Here is a 15,789-nt window from a genome sequence, read left to right as displayed (position 1 = left end):
CGCCCGCCGCCGTAACTGACTTGGGACCCCGGGGTCAGATCACCACTCCGTCGATCTGCAGCGTCTGCACCGCCCCCGCCGCGAACGTCGCGCTCACCGTCTTGCCGCTCAGATACGTGTCCGAGTGGGCGGCGTACAAGTCGCCCCCGCCACCCGTCACCGTGTTCCAACGCGGGACCAGACCGCTCGAACCCCCTGCCACCGTCGTGAACTTGGAGAGGTCGAAGGTCAAAGTCGTCGACGACGAGCCTGTGTTGGCGGCCACGATCACCAAGCGCTTCGCCGACGCGTCGTAACCCGCCGCCGCGTAGCTCACGCCCGTGTCCAGGATCGTCATGCCGGGGCGGATGTGGCGGCTGAACTGGGCCATCACGTAGTACTTCGTCTGCACCGCGCCGGCCGCGAGCGTGCTCTGGTCGTACGCGATCATCGCCCAGCCGGACGACGGGTCCATGACCTGCCAGTACGTCCACGCCGTGGGGTGCAGCCAGCGGAAGTCGTAGAGGAGGTTGCTGGCCATTGTCAGGCCCGTCGAATCGCTGTCGCCGGTCTCCGAGTTCCAGAGGGCCTTGCCCGCCGTCGTCACCACGTCCGTGTACAGCAGGTCCCTACGGCCGCCCGAGCCCTGGTAGCCGTGGACGTTGACGCGGTTCACGTACCCCTTCGTCGTCGAGCTGAAGGCGCTCCAGGTCGTGCGCGCGAGGTCGTAGCTCGTCTCGTCGGACGCCGAGATCTTCGTGCTTGTCAGGCCGCGGCTGTCCAACTCGCTGCGGACGTACGGGAGTACGGCCGCCTGGACCGTCGAGTCCATGTGGCAGCCCTCCTGCGTGCCGGTCGCCGTCCACCAGCTCGACGAGGGCTCGTTGAAGGCCTCGACCGTCGCGAAGTTCACTCCCCAGTTGTTCTTCGCGTAGAGGGCGACGGATGCCAGGTGGGAGGCGTGCTGGCGGTAGTTCCAGGTCTGGAGGTTGTTGCCGCCGCCCGAGGCGCCCGACGGGTTGTGGTTCGAACACATCCACCACATGGGGGAGTTGGCGAAGAGTTCGGTGGTGGCCCCGCGTGACGTCGCCTTCACCAGCATCGCGCGCTGGGTCGCGTCCGCGGTCCAGTCCCAGGCCGAGGAGGTGGGGTCCTCGTTGTTCCAGTCCTGCCAGTAGCCCTCGATCTGCTTGAACGCCGGGATGTTGGCGGAGGCGACCATCGACTCGCCGTTCACCGCGTTCCAGCTGCACGCGCCGAGGTTGTAGCGGGCGATGTTCAGGCCCAGGCCGGGCAGTGAAGTGCCGTTGTACGTCGTCGACTTGGTGGTGAAGAAGATGTCGGCGAAGTCGTCCCGGGCGCCGAAGACGTTCGCCCACCAGGCGAGCGAGGTGCCCCAGCCCTCCCAAGTGCCGTACTTCGTCGCCGGGTTGACCGCGATCGTCGCGTCGGCGCGTGCGGTACCGGTCGCCAGGGCGGTGCCGAGGAGACCACCACCCGCTGCGGCCAGCAGGGTTCTGCGTCGGATCATCTCTACTCCCGATTCGCTCAACCGCCGGTCGTCCCACCGGCGTCGGCCATCCCCCCCGGCTCGTGCCATCAGGAAGCATCGGGTGTGGTGCGTGAGGTTGTCGAGGGTTGTGACACCCCTTTCTAAAACCCGTGTACGAAGAGCCGAACAGGTCGGAAAGGGCGCAGGTCTGGAGAGTTCGGGAGCCGCCGCCTATCGTGCGGGCGGCCGGTGGGTGAAGGGCGGCCGGTGGGTGAAGGAGGCGTACGCATGCGGGTCCCCGTCGTTCAGCACCGCAGCCGTCGACGCCGTGCGCTGCGCCGACGCGCCCTGTGGACCGGCGGCGAACTGCTCGTCACCACCGGGGTCGTCCTGCTCCTCCTCGTCGTCCACCAGTTGTGGTGGACCAACCGCGAGGCCCGCCGCGGCGCCGACCACCAAGTGCAGGCCCTGGAACGGCAATGGGCGACACCCGGCGGAGGGGGAGGCGCGACCCTGTCGGCCAACTCCGGTACGGCGAGCGGTAGTTCACCGAGCCGCCCGACCGCCACCACCTCGACCGACGGATCCACCCCCACCACCTCTCCCGGTTCCGCCACCACCCCCCACCGCTCCCAGGCCTACGCCATCCTCACCGTCCCCCGCCTCCACCTCCGCGTCCCGGTCGCGGAAGGCGTCAGCAAGCGGAACGTGCTCAACAAGGGGTACGTCGGCCACTACCCCGGCACCCAACAGCCGGGCCAGGCAGGGAACTTCGCGCTCGCCGGGCACCGCAACACCCACGGCGAGCCCTTCCGGTACCTCCCGCGACTGCGCGTCAAGGACACCGTCCAGGTCGAGACGAGCGCGGCCACCTTCACCTACACGGTCGACAAGATCCTGCCGCAGACCTCCGCCACCGACTCCGGAGTCATCCGCCCGATCCCGCGCTCGATCGTCAAGCCGTCCTACGGCTACAGCCGTCCCGGGTACTACATCACCCTCACCACCTGCACCCCGGAGTACACCTCCCGGTACCGCATGGTCGTGTGGGGCACGCTCACCTCCATGCGGCCCCGCACCTGACACCGGGGGTCCGTGAACCCGATCCATGAACCCGGTCCGTGAACCCGATTCCGGTCAGTCGGCAAGTACTGGTGAACGCTGTCCCTTTCCTCCGACCACACGGACCGCCGATGACCGATTCCGATCCACTGTGCCGCTCCTCCTGGGGGAACGGCACTACGAGAGCGGACACCGCGAGAGCGGGCACCGCGCTGCCGGACGCCCTGCTGATCGCGGCGTCGCTCGACGAACCCGAGCGCTTCGCCGTGCTGTTCGACCGCCACGCGCCCACCATCCATCAGTACGTCGCCCGGCGCCTCGGCCGTGACGCGGCCGACGACGTCACCGCCGAGACCTTCCTGACGGCTTTCCGGATCAGGGCCCGCTACGACAGCGGGCTTGCCGGTGTCCGCCCCTGGCTGCACGGCATCGCGGCCAAGCTGATCAGCCGGCACCGCCGTGAGGAGGTCAAGGCGCTGAAGCTGCTCGCCCGCACCGGTCGCGACCCGGTGGCCGAGACCTGGACCGACTCCGCCGACGACCGCGTCACCGCGCAGGCCGCGTCCCGGCCCCTGGCCAAGGCGCTGGCCGCCCTCTCCGAGGGAGACCGGCACGCCCTGCTCCTGTTCGCCTGGGCCGACTTCAGCTACCAGGAGATCGCCGAGGCCCTCGACATCCCGGTCGGCACCGTCCGGTCCCGGCTCAACCGGGCCCGCAGGAAACTCCGCGTCACGGCAGGCCCGTACCGCCCGTTCGGCGAGTCCGACGAGATCGCCGGCACCGCCGGTGCCGCTGTCCCACCACTCGAACCGCACGTATCAGAAGGTGATCCCGCATGAACGAGCCGGCCGATGCACGTGCCCTGCGCACCGACGTCCCCTTGCGTGCCGATGTCCCCCTGCCCGACAGCGACCGCCTCGCGCCCCAACGCGCCCTGCTCACCGAGGCGTTCCGTCAGGAGGCCGTCGCCCGGAACCGGCCGCGTCCCACCACGGCTGTGCTGCCCCGCCGCAGGTTCGTCCTGCTGACCGCGGCGGCGGCCACCGGTCTCGTCGTCACCGGCGGGGCCGTGGTCTCCCTCACCCACGGCACGCCGTCCACCGCCCCCACCCCGTCTGCCACATCCGGCGGCCGTCAGCTGCTCTCCGCGCAGGCCTCGGCCTACACCCTCGAACTGGCCGCCGCCACCGTCGAGAAGATCGGCGCCACCGAGCCCGGCCCCAAGCAGTGGGTCTATGAGAAGAGCACGTCGCTCGGCCAGGGGAAGCCGCAGACCTCGGAGGAGTGGACTCGTTGGGACGGCACGGGCGCCGCACGCCTGCCCGGCATCCCGGGCGCGGGCGACATCTCGCACTTCGACCCGAACGAACTCCAGGTCTGGTACGGCCCCAACCAGGAGGAGAAGTGGAAGAAGGAGGGCTACGACGACCGGTCCCAGCGCCAGTTCTACCGCTTCCTCAAGACGCTCCCGAGCGACCCCGGCCGCATGATGGCCGCCATCCGCAAGGAGCACGCCCTCGGCGACATCAAGGGCGAGACCACGGCGGAGCGCGACTGGCGGGAGATCGACGTCCTCTACCGTTCCGTGCTCATCCCGCCGAACGTGCAGGCGGGTCTGTTCCGGGCGCTTGCGAAGATCCCCGGCGCCCGGGTGGAGAAGGGCATCAAAGACCCCGTCGGGCGGGCGGCCATCGGGGTCACCGTGACCTACGCCAAGCCCAGCGCCTCGGGCTGGCAGGGCAAGCAGGAGCTGTTCTTCGACCCGAAGACGTACGTGTACCTGGGGGAGACCCTGCACTCCGCGCCGCCCGAGATGTCCCAGGACGCCGAGGGCCCGTACGCCGACGCCTCGCCGGCGGCGGGCTCGACCCCCTTCACGATGATCATCGTCCGCAACGCCTGGGGCGTCGTGAACAAGCCAGGGGAGCGCCCCTGAGACCCGCCAGGGGAGCGCCCCTGAGGAGGCGCGGCGGGGCGGGCCCGAGCGGGTGTGGACAGACGCCTCATGCCCGCTCCCGCAACACCCCCACACTCACCGCGGCCACGACCGCGAGCCCCGCCGACACCACCATCGCGATGTCCGCACCCCGAGCCAGCCCACCGCCCGCCGACGTCGCGATCGCGATGGTCAGCGCGACCCCGGCGCACGAGCCGATGTACCGGAACGTCTGCTGCGCCCCCGACCCCATCGCGGCCCGTGCCGCCGGTACCGACTCCACGGAGAGCAGCGGCAGCGCGGCGTTCAGCAGTCCGCTGCCCACCCCGGCGATCACCAGTCCCGGCAGCAGTCGTAGCCAGGAACCGGAGCCCAGCGCGCCCAGCATCGTCAGGACGCCGGCCGCGTGGAGGAGGAAACCCAGGGCGAGTTGGTGCCGGGAGGAGACGCGCCCGGCGAGGCGGCGGGCCTGGAGGGCGACCCCGAAGGACAGGCCCGACCAGAGGAGGAACAGCCAGGCCGTGTCCATCGCCGACAGGCGCAGCGTCTGCTGCAACAGCGTCGGCAGGAAGCTGAACAGGCCGATCACCGCGAGGCCCGTGAACAGGCCGCCCGCCGAGGAGGCCAGGAAGAGGCGGTGGCGCAGCAGGCTCAGGTCGATCATCGGGGTGCTGCCCCGGCGCTCGATCAGCGCGAAGACGCCGACCAGCAGCACGGCCGCCAGCAACAGCAGGCCCACCGGCGCCCGGAGCCAGCCGTCGCGGCCCAGGGTGAGGGCGGCGACGAGGGCGACCAGGGCCAGCCCGAAGGTGACCGCTCCGGCGAGGTCGGGGCGTCCACCTCGTGGCGCGCGGGACTCGGACAACGTGCGGACGCCGAGGGCCGCCACCACGATCGCCGCCGCGCCGAGCACGCCGTAGGCCACCCGCCAGTCGGGCATCGCGCCCGCGACCAGCGGGCCGACCGCTATGCCGCCGCTGACGAACGCGCCCCACACGCCGGTCGCGTGCAGACGGCCGCGCGGGGTCGGGAAGGCGTGCACGATCAGGCCCAGGCTGCTGGCGAGCAGCGCCGCGCTGGACGCGCCCTGTGCGATCCGGGTCAGCGTGAACAGCCAGGTCGAGGAGGTGAGCGCGGACAGGGCCGTGGTGATGCCGAGCGCGAAGGTGCCGGCGAGGAAGATCCGGCGGCGGCCGTAGTCGTCGGCGAGGCTGCCGGCGACCAGGAGCAGTGCGGCCAGGCCGAGCGGGGTGCCGTTCAGGAGCCAGGCCTGGGCGGAGAGCGGGGTGTGCAGGGCGGCTGCGATGTCGGGGAGCGTGACCATCGGCGCGGTGTACGTCATGAGTGCCACGGCGGTGGCCGCGCTGGTCAGGGCGAGGGTGGCGCGGGGGTGCGGCACGCTCACCTCGGTGACCTCGTGCTTTTCGGGAACCTCGGTGAGGGTTCGTTCACTGAACCTAGTCATGTGGAGTACCGTAACACTGAAGGTTCGTTCATTGAACTTACTTCTCGAAAATGTGGCTAGGGTGGGTGGCATGTCACTGGGCAAGGACTACGCGGGACAGGAATGCTCGATGGCCGGGGCGCTGGAGGTGGTCGGCGAGCGCTGGACACTGCTCGTCGTCCGGGACGCCCTCTACGGCGTGCGGCGCTACAACGACTTCCTCGCCCACCTCGGCATCCCGCGCGCGGTCCTCGCCTCCCGCCTCCAGGCGCTCACCGCCGAGGGCATCCTCGAAAAGCGCCGGTACCAGGAGTCCCCGCCGCGCGACGAGTACGTCATCACCGAGCGCGGGATCGCCCTGTGGCCGGTGCTGCGCTCGCTCGGCCGGTGGAAGCGCGAGCAGTACGGCGAGACACAGCTGCGCTACTTCCGGCACGCGGACTGCGGCACCGAACTCGGCTCCTACGGCGAGTGCCCCGCCTGCGGCTTCGTCGTCCCCGTCGCGGACGTCCTCATGGACCCGGGCCCGGGACTCGATCCGGACCCGGCGGACCCGGTCGGCCGGGCGCTCCTCAAACCGCGACGACTCCTCCAGCCGATCGAGCCCGATCCGGTATAACGGACAGTACGAGAAAGGTAGTTACCGTAGTTACGGCAGTCGGGAGAGGGGGGCGGACCATGAACCACAGTCGGGCGACCGCCCTGCTGCTCTTCTTCCTGCTCCCCTTCGTGCTGGTGGACACCGCCGGCCTCCCGGCCGTCGTCGCGCTCGCCGCGACCGGTACCGCCCTCGCCGTCTGCGCCCTCCTCACCGCGCGCAGCGCGCCCGCCGTACCGCCCACCCGGGTCCGTACGGCCATCCGCGACCGGGCCCGCCGTACGGCGTTCCTGCCCCAGCGCGACCCCGACGCCTCGGGCCGCCCACGCCCCCGAGCCCCCGGACACCCCCTCCGGACGACCACCGCGTAGGCATTCCCAGCAGCCTTTTCCGCCTCCGCGCGGGGCCGTCCCGTCGCCATGCCCACTTCCGGCACGACGAGACCCACGGAGGGCTCACCCATGTCTGTCTTCATGTCCGTTTTCGCTGCCCTGGTCGACCAACTCGCCGACCTGCTCCACCCGTTGTTCGGAACGGCCGCGGCCGCCGCCGCGATCGTCCTGTTCACCGCTCTCGTACGACTCCTCGTGCATCCCCTGTCGCGGGCCGCGGCGCGCGGGCAGCGGGCGCGGGCCCAACTCCAGCCGCGTATCGCCGAGTTGCGGAAGCGGTACGCGAAGCAGCCCGAGAAGCTGCGGAAGGCCGTACTCGAACTGCACACCGAGGAGAAGGTGTCCCCGCTGTCCGGAATCCTGCCGAGCCTGCTCCAACTCCCCGCGTTCTTCCTCCTCTACCGCCTGTTCTCCGGCGGCGGCGACGGCCTCCTCTCCCACCAGTTGTTCACCGCGCCGCTCGGCGGACGCTGGACCGACGCGCTCGCCGGGGACGGGATGTTCGGGCCGGCCGGACTCGTCTACGTCGGGCTGTTCCTCGTCGTCGCCGTAATCGCGACCTTCACCTACGTCCGCGCCCGCCGCACGGCCGCCGACACAGCTACCGGTGCCGGCGCCGGTACCGGTACGGGGGCCCTCGGCAAGGTGCTGCCGCTCCTCTCCTACGGCACGCTGATCACCGTGGCCGTCGTGCCGCTCGCCGTCGCCCTGTACGTGGTGACCAGCGCGGCCTGGAGCGCCGTGGAGCGGGCGGTGCTCTCCACGTGACGGCGGCCTGACCGCCCGCGGTGACGGTCCAGTCCGTGAACCGGGTATTGCGGACTGGACCATGAGCTTGGAGGATCGACCAGTCATCCGATGGCTGCACCCATCGGTCGACGGCCCGCACGATCGATGGAGATGGTGAACATGAAGCTGCTGCGAGTCGGTACGGCGGGGGCGGAGCGGCCCGCGCTGCTCGACGCCGACGGGACCCTGCGGGACCTGTCCGGCATCGTCCCGGACATCGACGGGCCGCTGCTCGCCGACACCGCCGCGCTGGGCCGGATCCGCGCCGCGGCCGACGCCGGGGAGCTGCCCGCGCTGGACGCCGACGGGCTGCGGGTCGGGCCGCCGCTGGCACGGATCGGCAAGGTCGTGTGCATCGGGCTGAACTACCACGACCACGCCCGCGAGACCGGCGCCGAGCCGCCCGCCGAGCCGGTCGTCTTCTTCAAGGCCGCTGACACGGTCGTCGGGCCGTACGACACGGTGCTCGTCCCGCGCAACTCCGTGAAGACCGACTGGGAGGTCGAACTCGCCGTCGTCATCGGGCGTACGGCCCGCTACCTGGAGTCCCACGAGGAGGCGCTCGCGCATGTCGCGGGGTACGCGGTCGCGCACGACGTGTCCGAGCGGGAGTTCCAGATCGAGCGGGGCGGGACCTGGGACAAGGGCAAGAACTGCGAGACGTTCAACCCGCTGGGGCCGTGGCTGGTGACCGCGGACGAGGTCGGCGATCCGCAGGGGTTGTCGCTACGGCTGTGGGTGAACGGGGAGTTGAAGCAGGACGGGACGACCGCCGAGCAGATCTTCCCGGTCGCCGAAGTGGTGCGCTACGTAAGCCAGTTCATGACCCTCTACCCCGGCGATGTCATCAACACCGGTACTCCGGCGGGCGTCGCCCTGGGGCAGCCCGAGCCCAAGCCGTTCCTGCGGGCGGGGGATGTGGTCGAGCTGGAGATCTCCGGACTCGGGCGGCAGCGGCAGGAGTTGAAGGACGCCTGACGAACGCCTGAAGAACGCTTGGCGGACGGCGGGGGACCAATGCGCCGTGAAGGACTGGAACTCCCCGCGCTCCGCGCACAGTTCCAGGTATGACGCACACCCCCGCCACCACCTGCCCGCAGCAGGACACGGCGCCGGACGGGCGGCCCGACGGATCACCGCCGCGTGGACGCGGCCTCGCCGCACGGCTGCCCGCCCGTTCGCCGAAGCCGCCGTCGCGGCCCGACATCCAGGCGCTGCGCGGCCTGGCCGTCACGCTCGTCGTGCTGGCGCACGCCGGAGTGACGTTCGCGGCCGGCGGCTATGTCGGGGTCGACGTCTTCTTCGTGATCTCCGGATTCCTCATCACCTCGGGCCTGCTCCGCGAGGCCGACCGCTCCGGAACCCTTTCCCTGCGCCGCTTCTACGCCCGCCGTGCCGTGCGCATACTCCCGCTGGCGACCCTGGTGTCGCTGGCCACCATGATCGGCTGCCGGCTCTTCGCCTCGAAGGTCCGCTACGCCGAGTTCATGCACGACGCGCTGGCGGGCGCGCTGTACTTCGTGAACATCGACCTGGCGGACTCGGGCACCGACTACCTCCGTGAGGGAAGCTCGCCGTCGCCCTTCCAGCACCTGTGGTCGCTGTCCGTGGAGGAGCAGTTCTACCTCCTGTGGCCGCTGCTCCTGCTCGTCAGCTGGAAGTTGATCCGACGTCCGTGGCTACGGGCCCTGCCGCTGGGCGTGTTGTGCCTGGTGTCGTACGTCCTGGCCGTCCGGACGACCGAGACCTCCCCCTCCTGGGCGTACTTCGGCCCGCACACCCGCCTGTGGGAACTGGGCACCGGCGCCCTACTGGCCTTCGGCGCGCGGGCGTTGGAGCGCCTACCGCGCCAACTGGCCTACGCCTGCGCGTGGTTGGGGCTTTCGTGCATCATCGCGGCGGCGACGCTGTACGACGCGGACACCCCGTTCCCCGGCCACTTCGCGCTGCTGCCCGTGCTCGGCGCGGCGCTGGTGATCGCGGGCGGCTGCCGTAGGGAATCCACCGCCACGAGGGAATCCACCGTCACGCCGGTCGCCCTGCGCCCCGCGGCCTGGCTGGGCGACCTCTCGTACGGCTGGTACCTGTGGCACTGGCCGCTGTTGATGCTCGGCCCGCCGGCCCTGGGACGGCCGGCCGGGCTCCGGCTGAACCTCGCGCTGTGTGCGGTCGCCCTGGCCCTGGCCTGGGTGAGCCTGCGTCTGCTGGAGAACCCGGTCCGGTTCAGCGGCTCGCTGCGCCGCAGACCCACGACGGCGGTGGCCTTCGGCCTCGGCCTCTCCGCGACCGTCGTGTCCGCCGCCCTCGTCGCGACGGCCTTCCCGCCACCGATCGGCTCCGGCACCCGCGTGCCCGGCCTCGCGGAGGCCCTGACGACGGCATCGGACCCCGAGGCCCGGCTCACCGGCCTCCTCGCCGCACCCGCGACCGCGCTGCCGAGCAACCTGTCACCGGCACTCGCCGCCATCAAGACGAAGCGCTCCGCCGTCTACCGCGACAGCTGCCACGTCAACTACACGGCCACCAGCTCGCCGACCTGCGAGTACGGCGCCCCGTCCGCGGACAAGGTCGTCGTCCTCTACGGCGACTCGCATGCCGCCCAGTGGTTCCCGGCGCTGGAGAAACTGAGCCACCAGTACGGCTGGAAACTGGTGTCCCTGACGAAGGCGTCCTGCAAGACGGCCGACATCACGACCGTCAACGGCCCCGGCCCGTACACCTCGTGCGACACCTGGCGGGAGAACGCGCTGCGGCGGATCGAGCAGCTGCACCCGATGCTGGTCCTGGCCTCCTCCTCCGAGGTGGCCAAGCCCGTGAAGCCGATGAAGGATCCGCTGGAGGACTGGACGGCGGGTTACGCGCGCGTCTACGAGCGGCTGGCCCGAGCCGCCGACCAGGTGGCCGTCCTGCTCGACACCCCGTGGCCGAACGCGCAGGACGACCCCGTCGAGTGCGCGTCGGCGCATCCCCTGCGGCTGGACAAGTGCGAGTCGGACCAGAGCGAGGCGATCAAGGACCCCACCCGCCGGGAGGCCAACCGGCAAGGCGCCCTCCGTGCCGGTGCCACCGTGATCGACCCGAAGCCCTGGCTGTGCCCCGGGTCGGGCAACTGCCCCGTGGCCGTCGGCGACACGTTCGTCTACCGCGACGAGAGCCACCTGGCGGAGACCTATGCCGAGGCGCTGACTCCGGTGCTGGGCCAGGAACTGCGGGAGCAGGGGCTCGTCTCAGTCCAGTAGGGCGGCGAGCCTGCGCCATCCCTCCCGGGGCAGTCCCGCACGGGAGTCGCCGTCCAGCAGTTGGAGTGCCACATGGTCCGCACCCGCCGCGAGGTAGTCGTCGACGCGGGCCCGGACCGACGCCTCGTCGCCCCACGCGAACACCGCGTCGATCAGCCGGTCGCTGCCGCCGTCCGCGAGGTCGGCCTCGGTGAAGCCGTTGCGCAGGAAGTTGTTGGTGTAGTTCGGGAGGGTGAGGTACATGGAGAGGAACTCGCGGGCCACGGTGCGGGCTCGGGCCGGGTCCGTCTCCAGAACCACCGCCAACTCCGGTGCCAGCAGCGGGGTTTCACCGAGGGCTTCGCGGGCCTTGGCCGTGTGCTCCGGTGTGACCAGGTACGGGATCGAGCCCGCCGCGTGGTCCCGGGCCAGCTCCAGGGTCTTCGGGCCGAGGGCGGCGAGGAGGCGGCGCCCGGCGGGTACTCCGGCCTCGTCCAGGGCCTTCAGATAGGCGACCAGGGCCGAGTACGGGCGGCTGTACTCGGCCGTGTTCTTCGCGTGGGCCACCCCGAGGCCGAGCAGGAAGCGGCCGGGGTGCGCCGCCTCCAACTCCGCGAAACTCGCCGCGCTCTCGGCCGCCGAGTACTGCCAGATGCTCTGGATACTGGTGCCGACGGCGATGCGTGTCGTCGCCTCGACGAGCGGGACGGCGTTGGCGGTGGCGCTGCTGCCACCCAACCAGAGCGCGCCGTAGCCGAGTTGCTCCAGCTCGGCCGCGGCCTCGGTCAACTCGCCGCGCAGGGAAGGCTCTTCGGAGCGCAGGCCCACGCTCCAGATGCCGTACCGGCCGACCGTTTCCTTCAGGGCACTGCTCATCGGTCCTGTTCCCTCCGCTGTCGGACGTGCGGGACGTGCTGGACAGTGCCAACCGGAGGGAGCCTCGGATTGTTTCCTTCGGCGGTTACTTCCGGTCGTCGCCCAGGAACTGCTCCAGCGCCTCGACCACGAACCGGTGGTCCTGCAACTGCGGCAACCCGCTCACCGTCACCGTGCCGATCAGGCCCACGCCCTCGACATTGATCGGGAACGAACCGCCGTGCGCCGCGTACTCGTCGGGGTCGAGGCGGGAGGACTCCTCGAAGGTGCTGCCCTTGGCGCGGAAGCGGGTGCCGACCAGGTAGGAGGCGGCGCCGAAACGCTCGACCACCTTGCGCTTACGGTCGATCCACGCGTCGTTGTCGGGGGCCGAACCCCGCAGCGCCGCGTGGAACAGCTGCTGACCGCCGCGCCGGATGTCGATGGCCACCGGGGCCTGCCGCTCCCGGGCCATCTCCACGAGCAGCGAACCCAGCTCCCACGCGTCGTCGTAGGTGAAGTGCTGGAACACCAAGTGTCGTTCCTGCGCCTCCAGTTCCTCCACCGTCGGGGTGATCTCCGGGGCGATCCGCTGGGTGATCGAGGGCTTGTTCTGGGTCACAGGGTCACCGTCACTCCGTCGCGGGCGCTACGGCGCGCGGCTTCCAGTACGTCGAGGGCGGCGGCCGCCTCCAGGGCGGTCACCGGGTTGGGGGCGCCGTCACGGAGGGCGGCGGCGACGGCCGCGTAGTACGCGGGGTAGTCGCCGGGGAGGGTCGGCTCAAGGCGGCCACCGCCGGTCAGCGGGGACTCTCCCCCAGCGGGGGGACCCCCAGCGCCGACACGGCCGTAGAGGGACTCGGGTTCCTGGCCCCAACTGTCCGCCGTGCCCGGTCGCTTGCCCTCGCGCAGGTCCGCCTCCTGGGGGTCGAGGCCGTACTTCACATAGCCCGCCTTGGAGCCCAACACCCGGAAACGTGGGCCGAGTTGGGCGGTCGTCGCGGAGACGTACAGGTGTGAGCGGACGCCGTTCGTGTGCGTGATCGCGAAGAAGGTGTCGTCGTCCGTCTCCGCGCCCGGGCGGCGGATGTCCGACTCGGCGTACACGGAGGCCGCCGGGCCGAAGAGGGTCAGTGCCTGGTCCACGACGTGGCTGCCGAGGTCGTAGAGAAGACCTCCGATCTCTGCCGGGTCACCGGACTCGCGCCAGCCGCCCTTGGGCTGCGGGCGCCAGCGCTCGAACCGGGACTCGAAGCGCCATACGTCACCCAGCTCGCCCTCGGCCAGGAGCTTGCGCAGGGTCAGGAAGTCGTTGTCCCAGCGGCGGTTCTGGAAGACGGAGAGGAGCAGGCCGTGCTGCTCGGCCAGAGCCGCCAGCTCGCGCGCCTCGGCTGCCGTGCCGGCGATCGGCTTGTCCACGACGACCGGCAGGCCGGCCTTCAGGGCGGTGGTCGCGAGCGCGACGTGCGTCTTGTTCGGCGACGCGATGGCGATCAGGTCCAGGTCGCCGGCGCGGTCGAACAGCTCGTCCGGGGTCGCGGCCACGCGGACGTCCGGGAACTCCGCGCGGGCCTGTTGCTGCCGCTCCGGGTTCGAGGTGACGACCGTGTCGAGTGCGAGGCCCTCGGTGGCGGCGATCAGCGGGGCGTGGAAGACGGAGCCCGCGAGGCCGTAGCCGACGAGCCCGACGCGGAGGGGTGTGCGAGTGGTGCGTCCAGTCATGCCCTCCACTTTCGCAACGCTGTTGCCAAAGTGCAAGTGGTGGGGACAATGGGGGTGTGAAGAACAGTGCGCGGGGCGGGGCCGGAAGCGGAACGACTACGGCGGTGGGCGCGAATCTGCTTGCCGTGCGCAGCCACAACACCGCGCTGGTCCTCGACCTGTTGCGGACGGCCGGCACGGATGGGATCAGCCGCCTCGAACTCGCCGAGCGCACCGGGCTCACCCCCCAGGCCGTCAGCAAGATCACCGCCCGGCTGCGGGAGTCCGGCCTCGCCGCGGAGGCGGGGCGGCGCGCGTCCACGGGCGGGAAACCGCGCACGGTACTGCGGTTGGTGCCGGAGGCCGGGCTTGCGGTGGGGGTGCATCTGGACCGGGACGAGCTGCGGGTGGTGCTCGTCGATCTCACCGGTGCGGTGGTGGGGGAGCGGGGGGCTCCGCTGGATCTGGGGGCGGGGGCCGGGGTGGTTGTGGAGGCGGTGGCTCGGGAGGTCGAGGGGCTGGTGATCGGGACGGTGGTGCCGGACGCCGTCGGCTCGGCGGACCTGCGCCCCGCGTCCGCCGCCCTCGCCGCCACTGGCCACCTGCTCGGCGTCGGTGTCGCTCTCCCCGGCCCCCTCGATCACGCCCACGGCGTTCTGCACCGGGTCACCGGGTTCCCGGAGTGGGACGGGTTTCCGCTGCGGGACGCGCTCGCCCGGCGGCTCGGGGTGCCTGTCGTCGTCGACAAGGACACGAACGCCGCCGCGCTCGGGCTGGCCGTCGGCGGGGTGGGCGGGGCGTTCGCCTATCTGCACCTCGGGACCGGGCTCGGCGCCGGACTGGTGATCGGCGGGGGTGTGCACCGGGGCGCGCGGACCGGGGCCGGTGAGTTCGGGCACCAGGTGATCCAGCTGGACGGTCCGCCCTGCGACTGCGGGAACCGGGGCTGTATCGAGGCCCTGTGCCTGGCCGCCGTGGCGCGCGGTGACGTCGATGAAGCGGCGCGGGTGCTGGGTGCGGGCGCCGCGAACCTCGTGGGCCTGCTCGACATTGACCTCGTGCTGCTGGGCGGCCGGACCATCGCCGCCGACCCGGAGCCCTTCGTGCGCGGAGTCGCCGCCGTCCTCGACGAACGCGCCCGGCGCGAGGGCGCCCGCGAGGCCGCCGTACCCGTACGGGTCGCCGCCGGCGGGGCGCGGGGTGTCGCGGAGGGAGCGGCGCAGTTGCTGCTGGGTCCGCTGTTCGGACGGGCGGACGGGTAGCGGCGGGCGGCAGGCGGTCCGGGCAAGCGTCACGCCTCCGCCGAACAGCTGCCATGCCCCGCCGTTCGAGGCGCCGGCCCGGCGGACTGCCGGCCGGGGACGGTAGGTGGTCCGCAAAAGTGTGACACTTTCGCCAGATCTGTAACACTTCCGCCGAACAGGGGTCCCGCCGCGCCCGTTCGAGGCATTCGCGGCCCGCGACCGGCACGGCACCCCTGATCGACGGCCCCCGTCCGGCACGCTCATGTGTTTATGCGACTACCCCTGCGCCCGCGCACCCCACTGCGCGCACCCCTGTCCCGGTCCCTGTCCCTCTGCCTCGCCGCAGCCGCCCCCCTCCTCATCGCAGCCACACCACCGGCCCACGCGGCAGACGCGGCGGCCGCCGTTCCCACCTGCGCGGCCCCCGACGCCCACACCTTCCCCCTCACCACCCGCATCCACGACGGCCCCGACTCCTACGAGGCCGGCGGCGGCTACGGCACCTGGTACCTCGACCTCACCAACACCACCGCCCACCGCTGCACCGCGATCCACCCGGTGGTCGTCCTCGTCGACCAGCAGCGCGCCCTGAAACCGTCCCAGCCCAAGCTGGAGTTCTACGACGGCACCCGCCCCCGCCCGCACCCGGTCCACTTCGCCCGGACCGACGAGGCCGAACTCGTCGGCGCCTTCGACGACGGCTTCCCGGGCTTCACGGTCGACCCCGGCAAGACCCTCACGGTGAAGGTGCGCCTGGCCCTCGCCCCGGACGCCGTCGCGAACGAGATCACCGCCGACGCCGCCGTCGTACAGCGCCATGCCGACGACGGGGACTGGGTCGGCCAGTCGAACGACTACCGCTTCGACGTCGACCCCGCCGTCCCGGGATCCAGCACCCCCGCCACCTCTACGACGACTCCCGCTCCCACCGCCACCGCGCCCGCCGAGGACCTCTCGTTCACCGACGAACTGGCCCGCACCGGAATCGGCCCCGAACACCTCGTCCTCGCCGCCACGTCCGTCCTCCTCGTCACGGCCGGCGCCCTGCTGCTGGCCCGGAGGCGCCGCTAGCGCGGCCC

General features: G+C 71.5%; 15 protein-coding genes. 10 read left to right on the top strand and 5 right to left on the bottom strand.

The features are described 5' to 3' along the window. Positions 1-34 precede the first annotated feature (34 nt). Complete coding sequence (locus OG588_RS18415; RefSeq protein ID WP_405948249.1) at positions 35-1,510, bottom strand: beta-1,6-galactanase; 1,476 nt, start codon at positions 1,508-1,510, stop codon at positions 35-37. Between the two features lie 249 nt (positions 1,511-1,759). Here OG588_RS18415 and OG588_RS18410 point away from each other — a divergent pair, with 249 nt between their 5' ends. The 3 genes from OG588_RS18410 (at position 1,760) to OG588_RS18400 (ending at position 4,469) form a co-directional block, all read left to right on the top strand. Continuing rightward, the gene (locus tag OG588_RS18410; protein WP_405948248.1) at positions 1,760-2,554 is read left to right on the top strand and encodes a class E sortase; all 795 of its coding nucleotides are present in this window, start codon (positions 1,760-1,762) and stop codon (positions 2,552-2,554) included. Between the two features lie 110 nt (positions 2,555-2,664). Continuing rightward, complete coding sequence (locus OG588_RS18405; RefSeq protein WP_405948247.1) at positions 2,665-3,372, top strand: RNA polymerase sigma factor; 708 nt, start codon at positions 2,665-2,667, stop codon at positions 3,370-3,372. Beyond that, the gene (locus tag OG588_RS18400) at positions 3,369-4,469 is read left to right on the top strand and encodes a CU044_5270 family protein (RefSeq protein ID WP_405948246.1); all 1,101 of its coding nucleotides are present in this window, start codon (positions 3,369-3,371) and stop codon (positions 4,467-4,469) included. Before OG588_RS18405 ends, OG588_RS18400 begins: the two co-directional genes overlap by 4 nt. A gap of 67 nt (positions 4,470-4,536) precedes the next feature. Here OG588_RS18400 and OG588_RS18395 read toward each other — a convergent pair whose 3' ends face one another. Beyond that, a complete protein-coding gene (locus OG588_RS18395) occupies positions 4,537-5,934 on the bottom strand; it encodes an MFS transporter (RefSeq protein ID WP_405948245.1) in 1,398 nt (465 codons plus the stop codon). A 70-nt stretch (positions 5,935-6,004) separates the two neighbouring features. On the opposite strand from OG588_RS18395, the gene OG588_RS18390 reads away from it, so the two are divergent. The 5 genes from OG588_RS18390 (at position 6,005) to OG588_RS18370 (ending at position 10,931) form a co-directional block, all read left to right on the top strand. Continuing rightward, a complete protein-coding gene (locus OG588_RS18390; RefSeq protein WP_405948244.1) occupies positions 6,005-6,532 on the top strand; it encodes a winged helix-turn-helix transcriptional regulator in 528 nt (175 codons plus the stop codon). A gap of 59 nt (positions 6,533-6,591) precedes the next feature. Then, the gene (locus tag OG588_RS18385; protein WP_405948243.1) at positions 6,592-6,882 is read left to right on the top strand and encodes a DUF6412 domain-containing protein; all 291 of its coding nucleotides are present in this window, start codon (positions 6,592-6,594) and stop codon (positions 6,880-6,882) included. A 102-nt stretch (positions 6,883-6,984) separates the two neighbouring features. Continuing rightward, positions 6,985-7,671 (top strand): membrane protein insertase YidC, encoded by a 687-nt coding sequence (yidC, locus tag OG588_RS18380; RefSeq protein ID WP_405948242.1) that lies wholly within the window; start codon positions 6,985-6,987, stop codon positions 7,669-7,671. Between the two features lie 141 nt (positions 7,672-7,812). Beyond that, positions 7,813-8,670: a fumarylacetoacetate hydrolase family protein gene (locus tag OG588_RS18375; protein WP_026150366.1), complete on the top strand. Its 858-nt coding sequence runs from the start codon at positions 7,813-7,815 to the stop codon at positions 8,668-8,670. 89 nt (positions 8,671-8,759) lie between these two features. Continuing rightward, positions 8,760-10,931 (top strand): acyltransferase family protein, encoded by a 2,172-nt coding sequence (locus tag OG588_RS18370; protein WP_405948241.1) that lies wholly within the window; start codon positions 8,760-8,762, stop codon positions 10,929-10,931. Here OG588_RS18370 and OG588_RS18365 read toward each other — a convergent pair. The 3 genes from OG588_RS18365 to OG588_RS18355 all read right to left on the bottom strand — a co-directional run bounded on the left by OG588_RS18365 (position 10,920) and on the right by OG588_RS18355 (position 13,487). Beyond that, entirely contained in the window at positions 10,920-11,786 is an 867-nt protein-coding gene (locus OG588_RS18365; protein ID WP_405948240.1) for an LLM class F420-dependent oxidoreductase, read from the bottom strand. The genes OG588_RS18370 and OG588_RS18365 overlap by 12 nt on opposite strands. An 85-nt stretch (positions 11,787-11,871) precedes the next feature. Next, the gene (locus tag OG588_RS18360; RefSeq protein WP_405948239.1) at positions 11,872-12,387 is read right to left on the bottom strand and encodes a heme-degrading domain-containing protein; all 516 of its coding nucleotides are present in this window, start codon (positions 12,385-12,387) and stop codon (positions 11,872-11,874) included. Beyond that, on the bottom strand, positions 12,384-13,487 hold the full coding sequence (locus OG588_RS18355) for a Gfo/Idh/MocA family oxidoreductase (protein WP_405948238.1): 1,104 nt from the start codon (positions 13,485-13,487) through the stop codon (positions 12,384-12,386). Before OG588_RS18355 ends, OG588_RS18360 begins: the two co-directional genes overlap by 4 nt. A 56-nt stretch (positions 13,488-13,543) precedes the next feature. On the opposite strand from OG588_RS18355, the gene OG588_RS18350 reads away from it, so the two are divergent. Together OG588_RS18350 and OG588_RS18345 are read left to right on the top strand one after the other, a co-directional pair. Next, complete coding sequence (locus OG588_RS18350; RefSeq protein ID WP_405948237.1) at positions 13,544-14,728, top strand: ROK family protein; 1,185 nt, start codon at positions 13,544-13,546, stop codon at positions 14,726-14,728. A gap of 252 nt (positions 14,729-14,980) precedes the next feature. Then, on the top strand, positions 14,981-15,781 hold the full coding sequence (locus tag OG588_RS18345) for a hypothetical protein (RefSeq protein WP_405948236.1): 801 nt from the start codon (positions 14,981-14,983) through the stop codon (positions 15,779-15,781). Positions 15,782-15,789: the final 8 nt, after the last annotated feature.

Source organism: Streptomyces prunicolor, assembly GCF_045162825.1.
GTDB lineage: Bacteria > Actinomycetota > Actinomycetes > Streptomycetales > Streptomycetaceae > Streptomyces > Streptomyces prunicolor.
This window is presented reverse-complemented; position numbering and strand designations above follow the sequence as displayed.

Excerpts from the sequence above, each read along its gene's own strand:
- OG588_RS18345 (WP_405948236.1), top strand. The coding sequence starts at position 14,981 with ATGCGACTACCCCTGCGCCCGCGCACCCCACTGCGCGCACCCCTGTCC.
- OG588_RS18415 (WP_405948249.1), bottom strand. The coding sequence starts at position 1,510 with ATGATCCGACGCAGAACCCTGCTGGCCGCAGCGGGTGGTGGTCTCCTC.
- OG588_RS18395 (WP_405948245.1), bottom strand. The coding sequence starts at position 5,934 with ATGACTAGGTTCAGTGAACGAACCCTCACCGAGGTTCCCGAAAAGCAC.
- OG588_RS18410 (WP_405948248.1), top strand. The coding sequence starts at position 1,760 with ATGCGGGTCCCCGTCGTTCAGCACCGCAGCCGTCGACGCCGTGCGCTG.
- OG588_RS18365 (WP_405948240.1), bottom strand. The coding sequence starts at position 11,786 with ATGAGCAGTGCCCTGAAGGAAACGGTCGGCCGGTACGGCATCTGGAGC.
- OG588_RS18355 (WP_405948238.1), bottom strand. The coding sequence starts at position 13,487 with ATGACTGGACGCACCACTCGCACACCCCTCCGCGTCGGGCTCGTCGGC.
- OG588_RS18385 (WP_405948243.1), top strand. The coding sequence starts at position 6,592 with ATGAACCACAGTCGGGCGACCGCCCTGCTGCTCTTCTTCCTGCTCCCC.
- OG588_RS18405 (WP_405948247.1), top strand. The coding sequence starts at position 2,665 with ATGACCGATTCCGATCCACTGTGCCGCTCCTCCTGGGGGAACGGCACT.
- OG588_RS18390 (WP_405948244.1), top strand. The coding sequence starts at position 6,005 with ATGTCACTGGGCAAGGACTACGCGGGACAGGAATGCTCGATGGCCGGG.
- OG588_RS18400 (WP_405948246.1), top strand. The coding sequence starts at position 3,369 with ATGAACGAGCCGGCCGATGCACGTGCCCTGCGCACCGACGTCCCCTTG.
- OG588_RS18375 (WP_026150366.1), top strand. The coding sequence starts at position 7,813 with ATGAAGCTGCTGCGAGTCGGTACGGCGGGGGCGGAGCGGCCCGCGCTG.
- OG588_RS18370 (WP_405948241.1), top strand. The coding sequence starts at position 8,760 with ATGACGCACACCCCCGCCACCACCTGCCCGCAGCAGGACACGGCGCCG.
- yidC (WP_405948242.1), top strand. The coding sequence starts at position 6,985 with ATGTCCGTTTTCGCTGCCCTGGTCGACCAACTCGCCGACCTGCTCCAC.